The organism is Chryseobacterium sp. JV274 (genome assembly GCF_903969135.1).
Taxonomy (GTDB): Bacteria; Bacteroidota; Bacteroidia; order Flavobacteriales; family Weeksellaceae; genus Chryseobacterium.
Genome location: NZ_LR824569.1, coordinates 4,603,698 through 4,626,941, shown reverse-complemented (window position 1 = coordinate 4,626,941; position 23,244 = coordinate 4,603,698). Strand labels below are relative to the sequence as shown.

The following is a 23,244-nucleotide window of genomic DNA, read 5'->3' as shown; positions in this document are numbered from 1 at the left end:
AACGTTTATTTAATTTAATAATTATTTCGCAATATGTTGAAAAATACCAAAACACTAACAATCAATTATTTAAATTACTATATCATTAAAATAGACTTCAGAAAATTTTTCTATTTAACACAAAAAACTATTTATAAATTTTCATCAATACTCTCAATATGTAAACAAAAAAAGAGTGGCTTTTGACCACTCTCTATATTATTATATATTTTTTTCTAATTTAAATAAAATTCATATTTATTAAGAAGCTGGATTTCTTTAATCAAGTCTCCATTCAGATCTACCGAATGCTTCATAGACTGTACTTCGATATGGGAATCATCCTCAAGATTTTTGATAAAGAACTTCAGCTTTTGATTTCCTTTATTTCTATCAAGTACTGTTCTGAAAAAGTCCAGATCTTCAGCTCTTACATCCATAACATCCATGACCAGAGATATACTCTTAGCAAACCTTTCAAATGCTTCCTGCAGTTCTATAACATCATTTACATTAACAAAGACTCTTCCATCCTTCACCTGAGCAAATTTTATTTTGAAAATAACAAACCTCTGTACCTCCAGCTTTTCCTTCAGCCTCATATAATCCCTGTCTCCCAATCTGAATGAATACGATCCCGAATAATCTTCCAGGGTAACAAAAGCTACTTTTTCGCCACTCCTGAAACCATCTTTCACCACATATTCCGTAATCAGACCGGCAACAGTATATTCTTTTCCACCACCGCCGTTTTCTCTTTCTTTTTGTAAGGTTTTCCAGTCTTTTTTCTTTTCTTCAAAAAGTTCTTCCTGTTTATTTGCAAAAGCCTGCTCTTTATAGGCATCCACTTCATCAAGATTCAAAAAATGAAAAACTCCTTTCGGTTCAGCTTTTTTTGTAACTTCTTCTATAACTTCTTCCTCTTCACCGGCAACGATGTCATCAGAAACAATTTCCACAAGATCCGCAACCTCATCAATAGAGTCTTTTTCAAGAATAGGAGCTTCATCTATAACTGCTTTTTCCTCATCCTTCTCCAACACTGACTTTTTGGAAAGCTGCCCCTGCATAAACTGATATTGGTATTTAAATTCATCCAGCGGATGTGCAGAAAGATAAAATCCGATCGTTTCTTTTTCTTTATTAAGTTTATGCATGTTTGGCCATTCCGGGCAGGGTGCCAGTTTCGGCTGCTCAATCTGAACTTCCTCTGCAAAATCCGCAAAAAGAGAATGTTCCATCTCATTTTTACTCTCCTGGAAACTTTGTCCGTATCTGATCAATCTTTCAAGATTCGTTCTTCCGGCCATATCAATATCAAAATATTGACCTCTGTGGAAAGAATCCAATTCATCAAAAGCTCCTGCAAGCACCAAACTTTCCGCTACTCTTTTATTCATTTGCGAAGGCAGAATTCTTTCAAAAAAATCATAAATATTTTTGAATCTTCCGTTCGTTCTTTCCCGTGTAATTCCTTCACTCGGCCCTTCTCCAATCCCTTTGATTGCTCCCAACCCAAAACGGATCTGTCCTTTTTCGTTTACAGAGAATTTATATTGAGATTCATTCACATCCGGTCCTAATACATCTACTCCCATACTTTTGCAATCCTCCATAAACATGGTAATTGAATCCGTATTGTTAATGTTATTACTCATCACACTCGCCATATATTCTGCAGGATAATTGGCTTTCAGATAGGCTGTCTGGTAAGCAATAAATGCGTAACAAGTGGAGTGAGATTTATTGAAGGCATATTCCGCAAAGGCTTTCCAGTCATTCCAGATTTTCTCCAACCTTTCTTCATTCAGGTTATTTTTTCTACCTCCTTCAATGAATTTCGGGTACATTTTATTAAGGACATCGATCTGCTTTTTACCCATCGCTTTTCTCAAAGTATCAGCTTCACCTTTTGTAAAATTAGCCAGCTTCTGGGACAAAAGCATTACCTGCTCCTGATAAACGGTAATCCCGTATGTTTCTCTTAAATATTCTTCTGTTTCCGGTAGGTCATAAACGATCTCTTCAATTCCGTGCTTTCTATTAATGAAATTTGGAATATATTTAATCGGCCCCGGACGATACAGGGCATTCATTGCAATAAGGTCAGCAAAAACCGTTGGTTTAAGCTCCCTCATGTATTTTTGCATTCCGGGACTTTCGTACTGGAAAATCCCTACTGTCCTCCCTTCTTTAAATAATTGATAGGTCTTCGTATCATCAAGCGGAATAAGATCCGGATCAATGTCTAAGCCATGTCTTGCTTTTACCAGTTTCAATGCATCTTTAATGATCGTCAACGTCCTCAACCCAAGGAAGTCCATTTTCAGAAGACCTGCACTTTCCGCCACGGAGTTATCAAACTGTGAAACCAGAATATCCGCATCTTTTGCAGCAATAGTTACGGGTACAAGATTACTTACATCTTCCGGAGTAATAATCACCCCACAGGCATGAATACCTGTATTCCTGATACAGCCTTCCATTTTTTTCGCACTCGAAAGTACGTCATGACGGGCATCATCCGGGCTATTCAGAACATATCTCATTTCATCAACAAGCATCTGTTCTTCCGGTTTTAATTTATCATATTTAGATAAAGCTTTTGCAATATTCATTCCCGGGCTTGGCGGAATTAATTTTGCAATATTATTTGTATCCGGAATCGGAACATCAAGCACTCTTCCCGCATCTTTAATCGCAGATTTTCCTCCTAAAACAGAGTACGTAATAATCTGTGCGACCTGATTTTTACCGTATTTTTCAACTACCCATTTGATAATTTTATCACGGCCTTCATCATCAAAGTCAATATCAATATCCGGCATGGAAACCCTTTCCGGATTCAAAAATCTTTCAAAAAGCAAATCATATTTAATAGGATCCACATTGGTAATTCCTGTACAATATGCTACGGCAGAACCTGCAGCAGAACCACGGCCGGGACCAACCCAAACCCCCATTTTTCTTGCTTCATTACAAAAATCCTGCACAATCAGGAAATAACCTGGATACCCTGTGTTAGCAACTACTTCCAGTTCAAAATCTAAACGTTCTTTAATTTCGGCTGTAATTCCGGTATCTGCATATCTTTTTTTCGCTCCTTCATATGTTAAATGCGTCAAATATGCCATTTCACCACGTTTCCCTCCATCAATATCATCTTCAGCATGAATAAATTCTTCCGGAATATCGAATTTTGGAAGTAAAACATCTCTTTTTAATGTATAAGGCTTAAATTTCGCAGTGAATTCTTCATAAGCATCAAAAGCATCAGGATACGCTAAAAAAGTTTCTTTTATTTCATCAGAATTTTTGATGTAATATTCTCCTGTAGCTAATCCTCTTCTCTTTCCAAAGCCTTTTCCGACAGGAGTTGTCAATTTTTCTCCGTCTTTAATACAGCTTACAATATCCTGAATATTAGAATCGTCTTTATTGGTATAAAAAGTTTCGTTCTGGGCTAAAATCTTAACATTATATTTATCTGCAAAATGCAGTAAAACATCATTTAAATGCTCTTCTTCAGGTAGTTTATGATTTTGAATCTGAACATAAAAGTCATCTTCAAAAGTATCTTTCCACCATTTGAAAAGCTCCTCCCCTTTTTGCTCACCGGTATTTAAAATAGCATCCGGAATATCTCCCAGAATTCCGGAAGTCAGAGCAATTAAACCCTTTTTATATTCAGCAATCAATTCACGGCTGATCCTTGGAACTCCAAAATAAAATCCTTTTAAGAATCCGATACTTGAAAGTTTTGCCAGGTTTTTATATCCTTCAAAATCTTTCGCTAATAAAACCACCTGCGTTCTTCTGTCAGGATCATCTTTGGTAAACTGCTTCTGTTCGTAACGGTCTGAAATATAAAATTCACAGCCTACAACAGGAACTAAAGGCTCTGAAACAGGCTCAGCCTCATTAAATTCTTCTCCGTTTTCTTCTGCTTCCTGTTTTTTTGCTAAATATTCTTTATGTTTTTTTGCGCGGTCACTATTTGCACCTTCAATTGCTGAAACAAATTTAAAGGCACCCATCATATTTCCCAAATCCACCATTCCAACGGCAGGGAAATTGTCATCCGTAGCTTTTTTAATTAAATCATTAATGCTGGAAGTCGCCATTAATGTTGAGAAAACACTGTGATTGTCAAAATTGAAATATTTACCCAGATCAATTTCATCAACACTTCCGAAATCCTGCTGCTTTTTCTTATTATGAAAATCTGCAACCTGCCTTCTGATAACAATATTGAAAGGTTTTATCGGATCGGGATAAAGGCTCTTGAAATACGCCAGCTGATCCTCAGAAATCTTTAATGTTTCCGCGGGAACAACTCCAATTCTTATCATTTCAAAAAAAGCTCTTGCCGTAGCATTTACGTCGGCAGCAGCATTATGTGCCTCATCAAATTTGCTTCCATAAAGCTTTTCATAAAGTTCTTCAAGTTTCGGAGATTTATATCTCCCTCCCCTTCCTCCGCCTAGCTGACAGAAGTCGGTTCCCAAAATCATGGTATCCGCTTTGGGTTTTTCCTGTAGATTATCTTTAAGATTTTTTCTGTAAAATTCTGCTCCAACGATATTGTAATCGAATTCCACATTGTGTCCGGAAACGACTCTTACTCTATCTAAGACTTCAGCAAATTCATTTAAAACTTCTTCAAGGTCACGGCCTTCTTCATTGGCAATTTTCGTTGTAATTCCGTGAATACGGGCTGCATTGAAGGGAATATCATATCCTTCAGGTTTTATTATATAATCCTGGTTTTCAACTAAATTTCCGTCATCATCGTGTACCTGCCATGCTATCTGAACCATTCTTGGCCAGTTTTCCGAATCTGAAAGCGGAGCGTTGAAATTTTTTGGTAAACCTGTTGTTTCTGTGTCAAAAATTAAATACATATAATGTTCTAACTTTTTTATAAAAGAGAATGTAAAGTTACTCCATTTTTTCCAATTAGTTTATACTAAACATAAAGAATAAACCCTATTCACAATAACAAAATCATTACATTTTATTAAAAAAATAAACAACTCAAACAAGAATGAAATAAAATATTAAAATATTATTAAAAAAATTAGAATTATCTACCAAAACTAACTAGTTATCAGTTTTTTGCTATAAATTTGATTAACTATAATTTTTACAATTTATTACTCAAAAATGAAGAAACAATTACTTTTAATCAGCACATTGATTATTACATTAGCAAGTGCGCAAAACAATGAAGAATTAAACAGTCAATTAGAACGCCAAAGAATAGACAACAATGAAAGGTTTGATTCTTATGTATCTAAACGATATGGCTCTAACAAAACTCCTGAAGTTTTAAAAGAGATTGAGCAGCAAAGAACCAATCTGGCAGGGTTTTTACCTGATAACAGACCCTATTTTTTTCAAGCTCATGACATGGATCAGATTAAAAACTCCAATTCTGATTTTTTACAGGGAGGAACTATTACAGGTTTAACGGGATCTTTTAACGGCGAAGGTATTAAGTTCACTATTTTCGACGGAAGTACCTCATCCGGTGTAGCAAGAGTATTTGCTGGTCACGTTTTTTTTAACAATTTACCGAATAGAATAACGAATAAAGAAAGCAGCACTGTCAATTATGGCGACCACGCAACAGCTGTTTCCAGTTTTATAGGAGCAAAAGATTACCCATATACCGTAACATTTACGAATGGTACAACAAGACAGGTTAATTTCAAAGGAATTGCACCTAATTCTACTATAGATGCCTATGCTTTTGGAACTTCTGTTCTGGACGGCGAAACTACCCCAAAAACAGTATTTCAAAAAATTACAACGGCTCAACCTAACATTTCCAATCATTCTTACGGAACCAATCAGGGATGGGCTGACCCCCAGCTGATTAATAATGAACCTTCATGGGTATGGAATGGGGCGTTTTCAAGCCCAAATAATACCTTTGATGCTCAGGGAACTTATCATACGAATGATCGTGACTATGACCAGATTGTATACAACAACCCCTCATATATCATCGTAAAATCTGCAGGAAACTCATTTGGTGAAGGGCCTAGCGCTGATACAAGCACTTATAAAAAGTATTATAAAGATAATTCGGGAAATTTAGTTGAATTCACAGCAACTGATACATTACCTCAAAACAATTGTGCACAGGGATATGACTGTATAGGGATTGGGTCTCTCGGAAAAAACATTATCGTTGTAGCAGCAGCAGATAGAATTACAACTAATGACGGAAGATACACAAGTTCTTCAGATGTTATTCATTCCTCTTACAGCAGTGCCGGACCAAGAGACGACGGAGGTATCAAACCGGATATTACCGCTGTAGGAACAAGTGTTGCCAGTGCATGGACAGACAATAATGCTACAGGAGGCAGCAAAATCGATATAGGAGACGGAACTTCTTATTCTGCACCTGTTGTGACAGGTATTATTGGACTTTGGATACAGATTAACAAACAACTATTTTCCGGAAGTTTATTAAATGCTGCATCGGCAAAAACCTTAATGGTACACTCAGCAAAAGAAGCAGGAAATATAGGCCCTGACCCACAATTTGGCTGGGGATTTATTGATGCAAAAAAAGGAGCAGAACTTCTTGTAGGGAAATCCAACAACAGTATTATCTTTAATGATGAAACATTAAACAGCGGAGTTGCCAATGTAAAAACAGTAAAAGCATCAGGTTCAGAGCCGTTAAAAGTTACCATATCATGGGTAGATCCTGAGTTCACCAACTTTACCAATCAATGGAATAATATTTACAATAACAGAGGTTCCAAACTGATTAATGACCTGGATCTAAAAATCACAGACACTACTACCAATACTGTTTATTACCCATGGAAACTGGATGCCAACAACCCAATGACTCCGGCTACTAAAGGAGATAATACCGTAGATAATGTTGAACAGGTTGTGATTGATACTCCGGTTGCCGGAAGAACTTATAAAATAGAGATCACAAATAAAGGGATACTTAAAAACAATGCAGGCGGAAATGCTCCTCAAAACTACTCTATTATCACAACAGGGTTTACCGAGTTATTAGGAACCAGAGAAGCTGCAAATCCTCTTAATAATCTGGCAATAGCACCTACAGTTACAAAGGACTTTACAAATATCCTGAAAGCACCTAAAAAATCTACTTTCAATGTATATGATCTTACAGGTAAAAAACTACAAAACGGAATCATCAACAATGATAAAGAACAGATAGATTTATCCACATATACAAAAGGAATTTACATCATTGAAGTAAAAACAGACAAAGATGTTATTTCTAAAAAAGTGATCAAGGAATAACCTATATCTACAAAGATTTTATACAAAATACTAACAGTTGTTAGTATTTTGTTTTTTTGTGTATATTTGCTTCCTATGGAAAATGCACTTCACGAAAAAGTTTCTCAGGATATATTGCTCAAAGCGTATAATCATATGATGCTGGCCAAAGCAATGGCCGATATTTACGAAGAAAACAGAAATATCTGTAAATATGTTCATAGTACTTCAAGAGGCCATGAAGCCATCCAGCTTGCAACAGCTTATCAGCTAAAGAAAGAAGACTGGGTTTCTCCTTATTACAGAGACGAAAGTATTCTTTTGGGAATTGGTTTTGAGCCTTATCAATTGATGCTTCAATTACTGGCTAAAGCTGATGATCCTTTTTCAGGAGGAAGATCTTATTATTCCCATCCTTCAAGCAGGGATGAAAACAAACCCAAAATTGTTCACCAGAGTTCCGCAACCGGAATGCAAACCATTCCTACTACAGGAGTAGCTCAGGGAATCAAATACATACAGGATTTCAATCTTCAGGAGTTCGAAAATAACCCTGTTGTTGTCTGCAGCCTTGGAGACAATTCTGTTACAGAAGGTGAAGTGAGTGAGGCTTTACAGTTTGCCGCTTTACATCAGCTTCCTATTATTTTCCTTGTACAGGATAATGAATGGGGAATTTCTGTAACGAAGGATGAAGCGAGAACCTGCGATGCCTATGATTTTGTTGCCGGATTCACCGGATTAAGCAGAATGAGAGTAGACGGAACAGATTTCGTGGAAAGTTTCGAAGCGATGAAAAAAGCTGTAGATTTTGTAAGAACGGAAAGAAAACCTTTAGTCGTTTGTGCAAAAACTGTTTTAATCGGGCATCATACTTCCGGAGTAAGAAGAGAATTCTATAGAGACGAAGAAGATTTAACTAAACACAGAGCTAAAGATCCGGGAGAAATCCTTAGAAAACATTTACTGGAAACAGGTACTGATGAAGATCTTTTAAAGCAGATCACAAAAAAGGCCCGCCTGGAAGCTGAAGAAGCTTTTGAAAGAGCTAAAAACGCTGAAGACCCGAAGCCAGAATCTGTAATGCAGCATGTTTTTGCCCCTACTCCGATTACAGAGGAAACAGGAACACGTGAACCTGCCAACGGAGAAAAAATTGTGATGGTAGATGCTGCCATCCACGCGATACAGGAATTGATGTGGAAACACCCTGAAGCTCTTCTTTACGGACAGGATGTTGGAGAAAGAATTGGTGGGGTTTTCCGTGAAACAGTAACTTTAGGAAAGAAATTCGGAAGCAAAAGGGTATTCAATACAGCAATTCAGGAAGCTTATATCATTGGATCTACAGCCGGAATGAGTGCTGTAGGATTAAAACCAATCGTTGAGGTTCAGTTTGCAGATTATATTTATCCGGGAATCAACCAGCTAATTACAGAGATTTCAAAATCCAACTATTTAAGTGGTGGAAAATTCCCTGTAAGCAATATCATCCGTGTTCCTATCGGAGCATACGGAGGTGGTGGTCCCTACCACAGTGGAAGTGTTGAAAGTATTTTAGCCAATATCAAAGGAATCAAAATAGCATATCCAAGTAATGCAGCAGACTTTAAAGGTCTGTTAAAAGCAGCTTATTACGATCCGAATCCGGTAGTAATGCTGGAGCACAAAGGATTATACTGGAGTAAAGTTCCGGGAACTGAAGATGCGAAAACAATAGAACCTGCTGAAGACTATGTACTTCCGTTTGGAAAAGGAAAAGTAATCATCGAAGCAGATAAAGATGAAACTGAAAAAGGCAGAACTTTATTAGTGGTTACTTACGGAATGGGTGTTTACTGGGCTAAAGAAGCCGCTAAGAATTTCAATGGAAGAATTGAGGTGATTGATTTAAGAACATTAATTCCTCTTGATGAAGAACTTGTTTTTGAAAGAGTAAAAGCGCATGGAAAATGTATCGTTCTCACTGAAGAACAGCTTAATAACTCTTTTGCAGAAGCTTTTGCCCACCGTATTTCCAAAAACTGCTTCAAATATCTTGATGCACCGGTAGAAACCATGGGATCACTGGATGTACCTGCTGTACCAATCAATCTGATCCTGGAAAAAGAAATGCTTCCCAATGCTGAAAAGCTCAGCAATAAGATTGAAGAAATGCTGAAATATTAATTTTATATCAACTTAAAACCTCTAAAAATTTTTAGAGGTTTTTTTATGCAATTTTTTCACTACATTTATTTAAGATTATCATTCTCAACCCTAGACTATTATAAACCAAGAAAACCTGATTATCCATTACCTGACAGGCATTACAAAACAAAACACATCATAGTTTGGTATTTATTTTGTCTCTACACGCAAAACACATCTATCTTTATGATCACAACCAAATACGTCAATTATAAACAGGTTCTCAATCTGGCCGGTATACATCTTATCTTAATCTCTATCTGGTGTACATTGATTGCTGTTTTCTTTTACTTCTTCAACTGGCACTGGATGACAATTCCCTGGGTTCCTGTAGCACTGATTGGTACAGCAGAGGCATTTCTTGTGGGTTTTAAAAATAACCAGGCTTATGACAGACTTTGGGAAGCCAGAAAAATCTGGGGTGGTATTGTGAATTCAAGCCGTTCATTTGCTTCTATGGTGTATGCTTTTGATACCAAAAATGAAGGAATTGGCGTTTTTGATCTTGAAGACCGTAAAAAAAGAATTGTCTTTCGTCATATTGCATGGTTGTATACTTTCCGTGAACAACTTTTGGTTCCTACAGAATGGGAACATATCAGTACAGACAAGAAATTCGGGAATATCAATCTGAGAAGAAACAGATTGATCAAAGCTGGATTCCCTGATTACGGAAGAGCCCCTATTTTCCTCCACAAATACCTTTCGGAGGAAGAATATGATCTTAAGAATGATTATAAAAACTTTGCTACCTACCTGACTGCTCAACAGGCAAAAGACATCAATGAACTTAAAAATATGGGTGCTATTACAGAATTCAACCAAACTCAGCTGCAGAACGCTCTGAATGAATTCTATAATTTTCAGGGACAGGCAGAAAGAATCAAAAAATTTCCTTCTCCAAGACAATTTGCCAGCACAGCCTTTGTTTTTAATATTCTTTTTATCATGCTTCTTCCGCTAGGATTAGTAAATGAGTTTGCGAAACTTGGCGATTGGGGAATCTGGACTTCTATTCCGTTCTGTATCATTATCGGATGGATCTACATCATTATGGAACTGGTGGGAGACTATTCTGAAAACCCATTTGCAGGATTGATGTTTGATGTACCTATGCTTTCTATCTGCAGAACGATTGAAATAGACCTTCTTCAGATGAGCGGAGAAACAGATCTCCCTGATCCTATTTCTTCTAAAAACGGAGTGTTGGTTTAATTTCTTTCTTAAAAGAGCCATCTGTCAGACCCTGAAAATCATTCAAAAAAAAATTAAAAATATTCTTTAAAACATATTTAAAAGATCATTGTTTTTCATAATTTAGAGGAATTGAAAACATCAGCTGAAATCTGTCCAAAATTGAATCACGGTTCTGTTTCGGACAGATTTTAACTTATACTTTCACCAGCTAATAATTTATCCCTTCTTTTTAATCAATGAGATCCAAGCAAGTACTGCAGGTTTTGGCAATTTTATGTCTTACCTTATTCTGTTCTAAAGTAAAATCACAGGCAGCTTTCAACAAAGAATTACCTAAAGAATTTACAGACAAATTCACCAAGGAAATCAATGACAGTATTCCGTCTTTGGGATCTTTTATCGTTTCTCAGGACAGCAGGATCATGTATGAACAGTATTTTCACGGAGCCAATAAAGAAACTGTCTTCAGCGTAAAATCTGTTACCAAAAGCATCGTATCTGTTCTGTCAGGTATCGCAAAAGATAAAAACTTACTGCCCAATCTCAATACTCCGGTTTTAAAAATCCTTCCGGAATACAATGTTTCAAGAAGCAGTTTTAAAAACATTTCCAATATTGAAGGGAAAGTTCTTCATGATTCTATCAGAAATACGTTAACATTAAAGAATATCCTGACCATGCAGGGTGGTTTCGACTGGATTGAAAATTCAAAAATTTCAACGGCCATGTCATTTTCCGGTGATCCTGTAAAGTTTGTTCTGGATCTGCCTTTCGAAGAATATCCGGGTACTGTATTCAACTACAATAGTGGTGAATCTCATCTTTTTGGAGCTGCATTGGCAAAAATTGTAAAGACCAACCTGAAACAATTCGCGACTGAAAATCTTTTTAAACCTTTAAAAATGAATGTTACCCGATGGGACACAGATTCAATGAACAGAAATTTGGCAGGCTCAGAACTTTTTATGAAACCAGATGATATGCTGAAGTTTGGATCCATGATCCTTAACAACGGGAAGCTTGGCGGCAAACAAATTGTCTCTCAAAAATGGATTCAGGAATCTACTTCTGAACAGGTAAAGCTGGATTCATGGGATGTAATGCCCAATGCCAACGGATATGGTTATTACTGGTGGCGGAGAAAAACCAACGGCCACCAGGCATTCGTAGCAACAGGTTATGGCGGCCAGCTTATCTGTGTTATTCCTGATTTAAAAATGGTGATCGTAACCACTTGTTTTTTGAATGATAAAAACAAAGGCAGATCTGATATTAAAAGACTTCATTATTTCATTGATAAAATAACACAAAAGGAAACCGAAACCAATAAGAACTTATAAAAACCAATAGCTATTAATATGAAACTCCATTTAACCCTTACTTTGGCCTTCATTGCAAGCCTGTCATTCGCACAATCCAGTGAAAACATTCAAAAGGTAAGAGATAAACAGCTGAAAGTTCAGAATCAGAATCAAGATTTGGATTTTAAAAGAATGGAAGAAGAACTGAAAGTAACCGGTAAAGCTTCAGGACCTTTTACATATGGTGTTTTTCCCTATCCCATCTATGACAGCATTCAGAAAGGCGGTTTTAAAGGAGTGGGAACACTGGGGAATTTTTTCGGCTTAAAACTGCAGAACAAAAGAATTGTATATACAAGCTTTGTAGAAAACAACTGGAATGCTTTAAACTCACATAAGGTTAAAAATAAAGACAGAGTCTTTTTCACCATACTGGTTCTTACAGATTTTATTGATGATAAAGAATATACCTCAAGTAAAATGAATATTGTTTCCAGGAATTTTCCGGATGTGATCGGACAGGGATTTGTAAAGACTTCCAATAACAGAATCGATTTCTCTGCCTTCACCACTCTTGAAAAGGAAGATTTTGCGATTGTGAATATGAAACTTTATCATCTGAAATACGGCAATATCATTTTGATTGCCCCTCAGAAAGACGGAAGCTTACGAAGCATGCAGATCAACAATACAACCGATCTGACTTCTGAAACACTGAAAACTTACGTTGATCAACTTATACAGCAGCCGGAAACAGTTAATTTTTTTATTAATGAAAAAACAATCTGAGCCGGCTTAGGGATCTACAATACGATCGCCGTTGTGTTTTTTACTTCGGAAATCATAAATGAACTGTGCGTGCTTGCGATGTGCTGAAGCGTTGTCAGTTTCGTCAGCATAAAGCTGCGGTAATCTTCAATATCTTTCACCCCTATTTTAAGGATATAATCATAATCTCCACTTACATGAAAACATTCTGTAACCTCCTGCAGATCCATCACCTCCTTTTCAAACTGCAATACAAATTCTTTTTTATGCTGGCTTAATTTGACATGACACAGGACGATAAAATTTTTCTTAACTTTGCTTTTGTCCAGCAAGGCTACATATTTTGAAATGACGCCTGCATTTTCAAGCTTTTTCACACGTTCATAAACAGCTGTAACAGATAATCCAAGCTTCCCGGACAGTTCTTTGGTGGTTTGTTTGCAGTCTTCCTGTAAAAAAGATAAAAGTTTTTTGTCAGTTTCGTCAAGTTCCATAGATATTTTTTTAGTAAAAGTTTAATAATATCGAAGATACTAAATATTTTTTCTAAATAAACAATATTTTACAGTTTTATATTCTATAAATTTAAATTTATGTTGTAATAATTAGCAAATTAATGCAAATTGGAACAATAAAATAAAAACAATATTTATGGAAGACTTTAACGCAGCCAACGAGATCCAGGATCTTCAGTATTTTGGTGAATTCGGAGGAGTAAATCCTTCTATCTCAGATAGCTCTACGTATACATTCCTTTCTGCAAAGACCATGTTTGATACTTTTGAAGGAAATGCGGAGGGATGCTATTTATATTCCAGACATTCATCCCCTATGAACCTTTATCTGGCTCAGGCTCTTGCCAAGATGGAAAACACGGAATCTGCCAACGTTACAGCATCCGGAATGGGAGCGATCACTTCCGTTCTGATGCAGGTATGCAAAAGTGGAGACCATATTATTTCAAGCAGAACCATCTACGGAGGAACTTATGCTTTTCTTAAAAACTTCATGCCTCAGTTTAATGTAGCAACCAGTTTTGTTGATATCAATAATTTTGAGTCTATAGAAAAAGCAATTACTCCCAATACTAAAGTTATTTACTGCGAAAGTGTGAGCAACCCGCTTCTTGAAGTGGCAGACCTTAGAAAACTTTCTGAAATCTGTAAAAAACACAACCTGAAACTGATCGTAGACAATACCTTCTCTCCTCTTTCGATCTCTCCGACGTTATTTGGGGCAGATGTTGTGATTCATAGTCTGACGAAGTTTATCAACGGAAGCAGTGATACCGTAGGAGGTGTATATTGTGCAACACAGGCATTTATTGATGATACCAAAAATGTCAATTCCGGGGCTTGTATGCTTCTGGGACCAACGATGGACAGCTTAAGATCATCAAGTATTTTAAAAAACCTGAGAACATTGCACATCAGAATCAAACAGCATAGCCACAATGCCATGTATCTTGCTGAAAGATTTGAAAAAGACGGCTTAAAGGTATCTTACCCTGGATTACCATCCCATAAAAATCATGAATTAATGAAGAGCATGCTTCATGAAGAATACGGATACGGCGGATTACTGACGCTGGATGCCGGAACCACAGAAAAAGCCAACGAACTGATGGAGCTGATGCAGACAGAAAATCTGGGTTATCTTGCGGTAAGCTTAGGGTTCTATAAAACCTTATTCTCATGCTCAGGAAAATCTACCTCATCTGAAATTCCGGAAGAAGAAAGAGCTTCCATAGGTATTTCAGACGGACTGATCAGATTCTCTATCGGTCTTGACCACGATATTAAAAGAACGTACCATAAAATGAAGGAGTGTATGCTGAAAGTAGGGGTTCTTAACCACCATGAAAACATTTCTATATCCTAAATTTATTATTGTAAAAAGGCTGTTTCGTTTGAAACAGCCTTTTTTATTTTAAAGAATCAACATGTCTGAAACGTGGTTCATTTTCTATGGGCACGACCAAGATGGCTCACCTAAGCATGCAGATCTAATAAGGTAAAGTACCCTTACAAATAATGGGAGCTTGCCGATACTCTTCAGATAGTTTATCAATTAAATACTTTTCACTTATTGAATACATGACTATGACAATTACCAGGTTACGCTTACAGATTATGCCTACACAGTCTATAAAGCAGGAACCACATCACCTGGGTTTGAGGTAAAACAGAATGAACTGAAACAGTTTTTTGCCAAGAGTCTTAAAAACGGATGAAACACTTCCGAAAGAGAGTAAATAAAATAACGAAAGATCCGGAACATCACTACGGATCTTTTTATTTCTGCTGAAGAAGTATATAACCTGTCTTTTACGGTTGGGAAATTCAAACTCATGATCTCTCCGAAATAGCAAACATTGTGTATAATCTTTTAGGTTTTGGCTAAAGCCATTGGAACATCTTATGGATTTGATAAATAGGCGAAAGCCTATTCTTATTGTTCTTTCTTTTACAGATAATATCCCTGCTATTTCTTATAATAATGATGTGGAAAAGCATCCTCCGGTTTCATTCTGAAAACATTGAGCAGAATCCAGGATTTCAGGAATCCATAGCCGTAAGAAAACATTTGAATATAGGTGGAAATAACGGCCATACCGGCAATGCTGATATTTTTAGTCAGTAATAAAGCGTGAAACAACACCAAAAAGGTGTACAATCCATAAAAAGAAAGGATTATCCCTCTATGCATAATAAAATACTCCAGAAAGCCCATTGCATATCCTAACATAAATAAAGTAGGAAATGCAAACGAGATCTTTACATAATTGGGATGTCTCTGATTAAGGATTGGTCTTGCACAGCCAAACTGATAGACCTGCTTGGAGAATTTTCCAAAATCGACTCTACGCTTGTGATAAACAGCAATATTGTCAAAAAAAGCAGTAGTAAATCCATTTTCCCAAAGCGTCATAGACAGATCCGGATCCTCTCCTATTCTCATTTCTGAAAATCCACCTACCTTTTCAAAAACAGACTTTTTCACTCCCATGTTAAAACTTCTGGGCTGAAATTTAGAAACAGCTTTTTTACTTCCCCTGATTCCTCCGGTAGTAAAAACAGAGGTCATGGAATAGGAAATAGCCTTCTGCATAAGATTGAATCCTTTATGAGCCTTATCTGCACCTCCAAATGCATCACAGGGAATTGTAAGAATATCATTTTTAATATGTTCAATATAATCTTTTTCAACGATGACATCACTGTCTACAAATACCAGCCATTCATTGGCTGCTCTTGCTGCTCCATAATTTCTTGTCAATCCAGGTCCTGAATTATCTTTTCTGAAATATTTAATATCCAGCCCCTGCTCAAAGTTTTCGATAGTAGGTTTCAGGTCGATCAGAGAACCGTCATCTACAATAATGATCTCAAACTCCTTATCCGTCTGTTGGGTAAGAGAAGTCAGCAGCTCAAAAAGTTCATCTTTTCGGTTGTAAATGGCAACGACAATGGAAATAGTAGGCTTCAAATTGAAAATTTTTCAAAATTACTTATTCGCAGAACAACCTACAAACAGTTTAACAGCTTATTCAGAGAAATTAACGAAGTTCCATTTATCCTTTTTACTGTATAGATTTTACAAATGAAATTCTGAGCCAACAAATTTGACATTTTAAACAAAATAAACACGGGGAATCTACTCTAATTTTGCTATAGAAATTTAAAACAATAAAAAATGGAATCAACTATCAATGCATTGCAACAGCCCGTTCAATCAGGGTTTAATGCGTATTCAACAGCTCAGGAAGTTATTAAAGGAATCGATCTTACCGGAAAAACGGTGATCATCACCGGCGGTTATGCAGGAATTGGTCTTGAAACCACAAAAGTATTGATCTCAGCCGGAGCACAGGTAATTATTCCGGCAAGAGATATTGAAAAGGCACGAAAAAATCTATCGGGAATTGAAAATTTTGAACTTGAAGAAATGGACCTGATGAATCCATCTTCTATTGATACTTTTGCAAAACGATTTACAGCATCAGGAAAAAGCCTGGATCTGCTTATTAATAATGCAGGAATCATGTGGGTTCCTCTTCGCAGAGACAGCAGAGGTTTTGAGTCTCAACTGGCGACCAATTACCTTGGGCAGTTTCACCTTACCGCAAAATTATGGCCGGCTCTGAAAAAAGCAGATGGAGCAAGGGTGATCAGTGTTTCTTCTTATGGCCATCAGATGTCTCCTTTTGATTTTGAAGATCCTAATTTTGAGAAAAGAGACTATGATACCTTATCCGGATACGGACAATCCAAAACAGCCTGCAATCTATTTGCCGTAGAACTTGATGAAAGAGGAAAAGAATTTAACATCAGAGCCTATTCCCTTCATCCCGGTTCTGTATATGGTACTGATCTAGGCAGAGAAGAACCTGTTGAACTTTTTAAACAACTTGGAACGCATGATGAAAACGGAAATATCAAACCGGAGGTTGAAGCACGTTTAAAAACGATTTCACAAGGGGCTGCTACGACAATCTGGTGTGCTGTAAGTCCTCAGCTTAACGAAATAGGTGGAGTGTATTGTGAAAACTGTGATATTGCGGAGATCGACAGAGGACAGATTGAGCACAGGTTTGATGAACCGGCTACCATCCGCGGAGTACAGCCCTATTCTATTGACAAAAAAAATGCGGAAGAGTTGTGGAAACTGAGTGAAGAGATGTTGGGATTCCGCTTTGATGCCAAATAATTGTTTTTTAAATACATTTGTAATGAAAAACTTCTGACAATGGATTTCCAGATACAATACCTCACACCGGATATCAAGCTTTCCAGTTATGATGATAAGCTGTTCAAAACGGAAACGGTTTTTGAATATCATATGCTGGTCTGGTTTATATCCGGAGAAACGAAAATTATTCAGGCAGATAAAACCTATGTTTTCAAAGCGGGAGATCTATTTCTGATCCCAAGAAATCATCTGGCAACAATCATTAATTATCCCAAAGACGGGCTTCCTCATAAAGCAGTAGCCATGCATCTTACCACAGAACGTCTGAAAGATTTTTACAGTTCTGTTGATTTTCAGAGGAAGACCGGATATCGTGAATCCAGCATTCACAGCTTTGACAGTCATCCGCTTTTGAACAGCTGTCTTGCTTCTCTAATACCCTATTTTGAGATGGAAGGGCCATTTCCTGAAAACATTGCTCATTTAAAGATTACCGAGGCGATCAGTATTGTAAGGGAAATTGATCCGGATATAGATTCTATACTCGCCGATTTCGATGAGCCCGGAAAAGTGGATCTTATTCATTTTATGGAAAAGAATTATATGTTCAATATGCCTTTGGAACGGTTCGGATATCTTACAGGCAGGAGCTTATCTACTTTCAACCGTGATTTCAGAAAGATTTTTCAAACGACACCGCAGCGATGGCTTACTCAAAAGCGTCTTGAACTCGCCTATTATCATTTGTCTGAAAAGAATAAAAAACCTTCTGACATTTTCCTGGAAGTAGGCTTTGAAGATCTGTCGCATTTTTCGCACGCCTTTAAAAAACAGTATGGGTTTGCACCTTCACTGGCACGATAAAATAAAACAGGTTGTACCATATAAGTACAACCTGTTTTTATTATTTAATTAAATTAATAATCTACTGATATTATTTTTCCTGTGAAATATCTGGATCTTTTAACTCTTTCTTTTGAGCTATTACATTATGATTTAAAGCCTTTCTTTTAGGTTTTGAACGTGATGATTTTGATCCAGAGCTAAACAGACCGAATACATCTAAAACTACATCAAATATTTCAAAAAAATTCCAGGACATTTTAATCTCAAAGTTTATTAATTTTTAGTTTATAACCAATTGTGTTATATAAACCAACCAGATCTGAAATAGATACACATGACCACAGAAATAAAGAAAACAATTACCGAACAGCTGAACAGAAGCAGTTTAGAAATATTTTTAAAATAATAAAACTCTATCACATGCAGGATAAAAAATAGTACAAACGAAATTCCAACTCCTATTAAGGAAGTTACCACCAAAGTTTGTGTATAATTTTGCGCAGGTAAAGGATCTTTAAAAACAATAAAAAAAGAAAATGCAGCCAATATGATAAATACTGCACTTACTTTCTCTGTGAAATATTTGTATCTCTTTGAACTCTTTTTTTGTGGCTTCTCATCATAGTTCAGGCTTTTTCTATCAGAAGTTGAACGTGAACCAGAACCAGAACCAAATAGTTCCAATACATCTACAATTATATCAAGTCCATCAAGAAAATTCCAAGCCATCAGTTTATTATTTTAAACGATACAAACTGTTACTTATTATCTTCCAGCTTATGTATCTTCTTCGTTCCCTCATACATTTCGTACTGTAAAAATCTCGTTTCCAGTTTTCCGTTGAAAAGTTTAATCTTTCTTGAAGGACGAAGACCAATTTTCTTTACCGCTTCAAGGTCTGAAGAGATCAGCCACGCTAAGGTATTCGGATAATGGGTCTTGAAAGTATCTCCTATTTTCTTGTAGAAATCATCATCATTGATAGAAATTCTCTCGTCGTAAGGTGGATTGAATACCATTAATAAAGGGAACAATTCTTTCTTAGAATCAAAGAAATCCTGTTTTTTGATCTCAATTACATCTTCCATTTCTGCTGCTTCTACATTCATTTCTGCAGCATTCAGCATTTTTCCATCAATGTCATACCCTACAATTTTTCCATCAAACTGTCTTACTCTGTTAATTCTGAATTCTTTAATTTTCGAAAACAATTCTGCGTCATAGTTATTCCAGTTCTGGAAGCCGAATCTCTTTCTGAAGATCTGAGCCGGAAGATCCATCGCAATCATTGCTGCTTCAATCAATAATGTTCCTGAACCGCACATAGGATCAAGGAAATTTCCTTTTCCGTCCCAGCCTGCCAGCTGAAGCATTCCGCTTGCAAGAACCTCATTGATAGGCGCTTCTCCCTGCTCTCTTCTGTACCCTCTTTTAAATAAAGGATCACCGGAAGAGTCCATTGAAATCATCACCAATTCTCTGTCAATATGAAGATGGAATTTGATATCCGGATTTCTCGTTTCCACATTCGGACGTCTTTTGAATTTTTCCTGGAAATAATCCACGATCGCATCCTTCATTTTTAAAGTCACAAACTGAGAATGCTTGAATGTTTCAGAGTTTACTGTAGCATCAATAGAGAAAGACTGATCAACATTCATGAAGTTTTCCCATTCAAATTTGAACAATCTATCGTAGAACTGATGCTGATTAAAAGCTTTGAACTCATGAATCGGAACCAGTATTTTCAATGCTGTTCTCGCAGAGTAATTGATCTTGTAAAGAAAACCAAGATCTCCTTCACAATTTACTGCCCTGTTTTTAATTTCAACATTCCTACCACCCAATTTTTTGATTTCTTCTGCCAGAATCTGCTCCAATCCGAAGAATGTCTTTATCTGTATTTTAATATTTTCTGTATCCATAAGTATGAATTAAAAGATTTAAAGCTTTAATAATTAAAAGATTAGCCATCCAATTCCTTGTCCAATTGAAATTTTCAATCTCTTAATGTTGTAAAATACTTTGCTTTTAACCGCACAAATTTAGTTATTTTTGCATTATGGAATGGTTTGAATCTTGGTTTGATACCCCTTATTATCATTTGCTTTATAGCAACAGAGACTATACTGAAGCTGAAAACTTCATTAAAAAGCTCACAGCGGACCTTCAGTTGCCGCCTCAGTCGAAAATCATAGATCTTGCCTGCGGAAAGGGAAGACACTCTGTTTTTCTTAATAAATTAGGGTATGATGTTTTGGGTCTTGACCTTTCTAGACAAAGCATTGAGTCTGATAAACAGTATGAAAATCAAACCTTGATTTTTGAAGTTCATGATATGAGAAACCCAATTGATGCTGATCCTATGGATGCTGTATTCAATTTATTTACAAGTTTTGGGTATTTTGACAATGAAAATGATGATAAAAAGGTATTTCAGTCTGTTTACAATGCATTGAAGCCCGGAGGATATTTTGTACTGGATTATCTGAATGAAGAATATGTAAGAAATACTTTAGTACCGGAAACAGCAATCACCCGCGATAATATAGACTTTAAAATCCTGAAAAAAATCGAAGGCAGACATGTCATCAAAGATATCCGTTTTGAAGCTGACGGTAAGCCGTTTCATTTTTTTGAAAAGGTAAAGCTTCATACATTGGAAGCTATTCACAACTATGCTTCGGAATGTGGCTTTGAAAGAATAAAAATCTGGGGAGATTATCAGCTGAATGAATTTAATAAAGAAAATTCCCCACGTTGTATCAATTTATTTAAGAAAAAATAATGACAACAGTACTTTTACTGATTTTAAGTGTCGTAACAGGCGTATTTCTGGGAAAACACTTTGGTAAAAAAGAAAAACTGGCTAAAAATCTTTTGATATTGAGTGCCGGTTTTTTGATTACAATCTGCCTCAATGAAGTTTTCCCGCAGGTTTACACTTCTGCAGGGAGCAGCAATCTTGGGATATTTGTAATCGCAGGAGTTCTTCTGCAGATGATTCTGGAGGCTCTTACCAAAGGTTTTGAACATGGGCATTTCCATCATCATAGTGAACACAATATTCTTCCTGCTGCTTTAATGGTAGGATTGTTTATTCATGCTTTCATTGAAGGAATTCCTCTTGCCAATGAAAAACACGAGATGTCTCCTTATCTTTGGGGAATTGTGTTTCACAATCTCCCTATTTCATTTATTCTGGGAGCATTTTTATTTAACAGAAAAGGAGAATCAAAAAGTTCTTCATCGTACCCCTCTATTCTCATTGTAGCCTTATTTGCCCTGGCTTCTCCAATGGGAATGTTGCTAGGAAACTATTTCAATCCTGATCTTCAGCCCTATTTTCTGGCTATCGTAGGGGGAATTTTCCTTCATATTTCATCAGTGATCATTTTTGAAAGCAATAAAAATCACAATATTGACTGGGTAAAGATCGGACTGGTTGTTTTAGGAGTTTCACTTGCATTAATGATGCATCTCTTCCACCAACATCCTGTTGCCCATTCTCATTAAAAAATAAAAAAGCTCCGGAATCCGGAGCTTTTTTATTGTATATAGCTTATGTAAAGCTTAGAACTTCCATCCTACTGTAAGGAAGAAATTATTTCTGTTATTTTTAACCTCACTTGCTGCATATGCATCACTTTCAAAAATGTTGTTAGCAGAATAATAAGATGAATCAGAATTTCCGTCCATATATCCTCTCATAAAAGGGTTAGTATACTTAGATGAGATATTCTGATAAGATGCATCTACATAGAAAGATTTGAAATCATACCCGATACCGAAAGAAAGCGTATTTCTATCGCTTAGCATCATGTTGCTGTATGATTGATCTCCTACGCTTCCTGCATCATTAAATCTACTGATCGTAAGTGCATCAAAAGGACTTGACTGGTAAGCATAACCTCCTCTCAGTCTGAACTGCTGTACTCTGTACTCAGCTCCTACTCTTACTTCAGAAAGGTTTTTGTAATTCTCTTTAAAGAAATCATTTAATGATCTTTCTGCACCGCCGTATACTTTATAATCAGGCTTTGTAAGTCCAAGGGTATAATCTACGTTCAAAGAGAAGTTTTTACTTGCTACAAATGCAGCACTCACTGTTGCTTTAAGCGGTGAAGTAAACTTTCTGTTTTCAGCACCCATATCGTCCCCGTAAACAGGATCGTTATAGAAATAATAATTTCTGTCTATTGTCCAGAATGTAGGAGTCTCAAGGGATGCTCCCACTCTGAAATTAGGACTTAGTTTTCCGATCACCCCTAATGAAGCAGAAAAACCTGAAGATCTTTCTGTATAAGGAGTATCCTGCTTACTGAATCCTTCCGTAGAATTATTGGCAAGATTTCGGTAAAATAAAGTATCATATTGATCAACTGAAGCATTGAAAAAATTGAAACCCGCCCCTAAATATAAATTATGATTATAATTGGCTCCTACCCCAAAGCTCATCTTTGACAGATTACCATATCTTTCATATATATGTCCTGCCAATGCAGCATCCTTGGTTATATCATCTTTATCAAAGGCGTAGACAACATTGTTATTACCCGGTGACTGAATGACATTATCAAGAGACTGATTGGAGAAATTAATACCGATATTAATAAACTTCCATCCGGTTTCTGTCATCAGTGGGAAAGCAATGATCCCGCCTGCATTTCCAAGGTCTCCCTTAGTTTTGCTATAGTCTATGGTAGATCCAGCTAAAGAGCTGCTGTTTTTATTGCCTAAAATAGATAAAGTTCCTGAAACCTCTCCTGAAATAGCTACCCCTAAACCTGCCGGGTTGGTAAGCAAAGAGTTTGCATCACCACCTAGCGCACCATTAGATCCAGCCATTGCATTGAACTTAGCCGATCCCACCATAGGAGTACTTGAGTAAACATCCACGGTATTTCTTATCACAGAAACATCCTGAGCCTGTGCATAAAATGCAGCAGAAATACTCATTAATACTAAAGATTTTTTTAACATT

Annotated in this window: 17 protein-coding genes; 10 read left to right on the top strand and 7 right to left on the bottom strand. The window is 36.5% G+C overall.

The window, feature by feature from the left end; translation table 11 throughout:
* Positions 1-215 precede the first annotated feature (215 nt).
* On the bottom strand, positions 216-4,883 hold the full coding sequence (dnaE, locus tag CHRYMOREF3P_RS21380) for a DNA polymerase III subunit alpha (RefSeq protein ID WP_077415334.1): 4,668 nt from the start codon (positions 4,881-4,883) through the stop codon (positions 216-218).
* Positions 4,884-5,145: 262 nt separating this feature from the next.
* Here dnaE and CHRYMOREF3P_RS21375 point away from each other — a divergent pair, with 262 nt between their 5' ends.
* The 5 genes from CHRYMOREF3P_RS21375 (at position 5,146) to CHRYMOREF3P_RS21355 (ending at position 12,743) form a co-directional block, all read left to right on the top strand.
* Entirely contained in the window at positions 5,146-7,287 is a 2,142-nt protein-coding gene (locus CHRYMOREF3P_RS21375; RefSeq protein ID WP_077415336.1) for a S8 family peptidase, read from the top strand.
* 75 nt (positions 7,288-7,362) lie between these two features.
* On the top strand, positions 7,363-9,435 hold the full coding sequence (locus CHRYMOREF3P_RS21370; protein ID WP_077415338.1) for a thiamine pyrophosphate-dependent enzyme: 2,073 nt from the start codon (positions 7,363-7,365) through the stop codon (positions 9,433-9,435).
* 207 nt (positions 9,436-9,642) lie between these two features.
* Positions 9,643-10,671 (top strand): bestrophin family protein, encoded by a 1,029-nt coding sequence (locus tag CHRYMOREF3P_RS21365; RefSeq protein ID WP_180565473.1) that lies wholly within the window; start codon positions 9,643-9,645, stop codon positions 10,669-10,671.
* 218 nt (positions 10,672-10,889) lie between these two features.
* Positions 10,890-11,993, top strand: coding sequence for a serine hydrolase domain-containing protein (locus CHRYMOREF3P_RS21360; RefSeq protein ID WP_180565472.1), 1,104 nt, complete (start codon positions 10,890-10,892; stop codon positions 11,991-11,993).
* 18 nt (positions 11,994-12,011) lie between these two features.
* Positions 12,012-12,743 (top strand): hypothetical protein, encoded by a 732-nt coding sequence (locus tag CHRYMOREF3P_RS21355; RefSeq protein ID WP_180565471.1) that lies wholly within the window; start codon positions 12,012-12,014, stop codon positions 12,741-12,743.
* A gap of 14 nt (positions 12,744-12,757) precedes the next feature.
* Here the strand turns inward: CHRYMOREF3P_RS21355 and CHRYMOREF3P_RS21350 are convergent, their stop codons facing one another.
* Positions 12,758-13,216, bottom strand: a complete 459-nt coding sequence (locus tag CHRYMOREF3P_RS21350) for an Lrp/AsnC family transcriptional regulator (protein WP_077415346.1) — start codon at positions 13,214-13,216, stop codon at positions 12,758-12,760.
* A gap of 157 nt (positions 13,217-13,373) precedes the next feature.
* On the opposite strand from CHRYMOREF3P_RS21350, the gene CHRYMOREF3P_RS21345 reads away from it, so the two are divergent.
* Positions 13,374-14,603 (top strand): aminotransferase class I/II-fold pyridoxal phosphate-dependent enzyme, encoded by a 1,230-nt coding sequence (locus CHRYMOREF3P_RS21345; RefSeq protein ID WP_077415348.1) that lies wholly within the window; start codon positions 13,374-13,376, stop codon positions 14,601-14,603.
* 603 nt (positions 14,604-15,206) lie between these two features.
* Here CHRYMOREF3P_RS21345 and CHRYMOREF3P_RS21340 read toward each other — a convergent pair.
* Positions 15,207-16,211, bottom strand: coding sequence for a glycosyltransferase (locus CHRYMOREF3P_RS21340; protein ID WP_180565470.1), 1,005 nt, complete (start codon positions 16,209-16,211; stop codon positions 15,207-15,209).
* Positions 16,212-16,418: 207 nt separating this feature from the next.
* On the opposite strand from CHRYMOREF3P_RS21340, the gene CHRYMOREF3P_RS21335 reads away from it, so the two are divergent.
* Positions 16,419-17,432 carry an SDR family NAD(P)-dependent oxidoreductase gene (locus tag CHRYMOREF3P_RS21335; protein WP_180565469.1) on the top strand — a complete coding sequence of 338 codons (1,014 nt, stop codon included), beginning with the start codon at positions 16,419-16,421 and terminating at the stop codon, positions 17,430-17,432.
* A 39-nt stretch (positions 17,433-17,471) separates the two neighbouring features.
* Positions 17,472-18,278: a helix-turn-helix domain-containing protein gene (locus tag CHRYMOREF3P_RS21330; protein ID WP_180565468.1), complete on the top strand. Its 807-nt coding sequence runs from the start codon at positions 17,472-17,474 to the stop codon at positions 18,276-18,278.
* Positions 18,279-18,348: 70 nt separating this feature from the next.
* Here CHRYMOREF3P_RS21330 and CHRYMOREF3P_RS21325 read toward each other — a convergent pair whose 3' ends face one another.
* The 3 genes from CHRYMOREF3P_RS21325 to CHRYMOREF3P_RS21315 are packed head-to-tail and all read right to left on the bottom strand — an operon-like array spanning position 18,349 to position 20,185.
* Positions 18,349-18,516: a hypothetical protein gene (locus CHRYMOREF3P_RS21325; RefSeq protein ID WP_180565467.1), complete on the bottom strand. Its 168-nt coding sequence runs from the start codon at positions 18,514-18,516 to the stop codon at positions 18,349-18,351.
* 44 nt (positions 18,517-18,560) lie between these two features.
* Positions 18,561-18,989, bottom strand: a complete 429-nt coding sequence (locus CHRYMOREF3P_RS21320) for a branched-chain amino acid ABC transporter substrate-binding protein (RefSeq protein ID WP_180565466.1) — start codon at positions 18,987-18,989, stop codon at positions 18,561-18,563.
* Between the two features lie 29 nt (positions 18,990-19,018).
* The gene (locus tag CHRYMOREF3P_RS21315; RefSeq protein WP_180565465.1) at positions 19,019-20,185 is read right to left on the bottom strand and encodes a class I SAM-dependent RNA methyltransferase; all 1,167 of its coding nucleotides are present in this window, start codon (positions 20,183-20,185) and stop codon (positions 19,019-19,021) included.
* 137 nt (positions 20,186-20,322) lie between these two features.
* Here CHRYMOREF3P_RS21315 and CHRYMOREF3P_RS21310 point away from each other — a divergent pair, with 137 nt between their 5' ends.
* Both CHRYMOREF3P_RS21310 and CHRYMOREF3P_RS21305 read left to right on the top strand, forming a co-directional pair.
* Positions 20,323-21,048, top strand: coding sequence for a class I SAM-dependent DNA methyltransferase (locus CHRYMOREF3P_RS21310; RefSeq protein WP_077415359.1), 726 nt, complete (start codon positions 20,323-20,325; stop codon positions 21,046-21,048).
* The gene (locus CHRYMOREF3P_RS21305) at positions 21,048-21,776 is read left to right on the top strand and encodes a ZIP family metal transporter (protein WP_077415361.1); all 729 of its coding nucleotides are present in this window, start codon (positions 21,048-21,050) and stop codon (positions 21,774-21,776) included. The genes CHRYMOREF3P_RS21310 and CHRYMOREF3P_RS21305 overlap by 1 nt, the downstream gene beginning before the upstream one ends.
* Before the next feature lie 57 nt (positions 21,777-21,833).
* On the opposite strand, the gene CHRYMOREF3P_RS21300 is transcribed toward CHRYMOREF3P_RS21305, so the two are convergent.
* On the bottom strand, positions 21,834-23,243 hold the full coding sequence (locus CHRYMOREF3P_RS21300) for an OmpP1/FadL family transporter (RefSeq protein ID WP_180565464.1): 1,410 nt from the start codon (positions 23,241-23,243) through the stop codon (positions 21,834-21,836).
* Position 23,244: the final 1 nt, after the last annotated feature.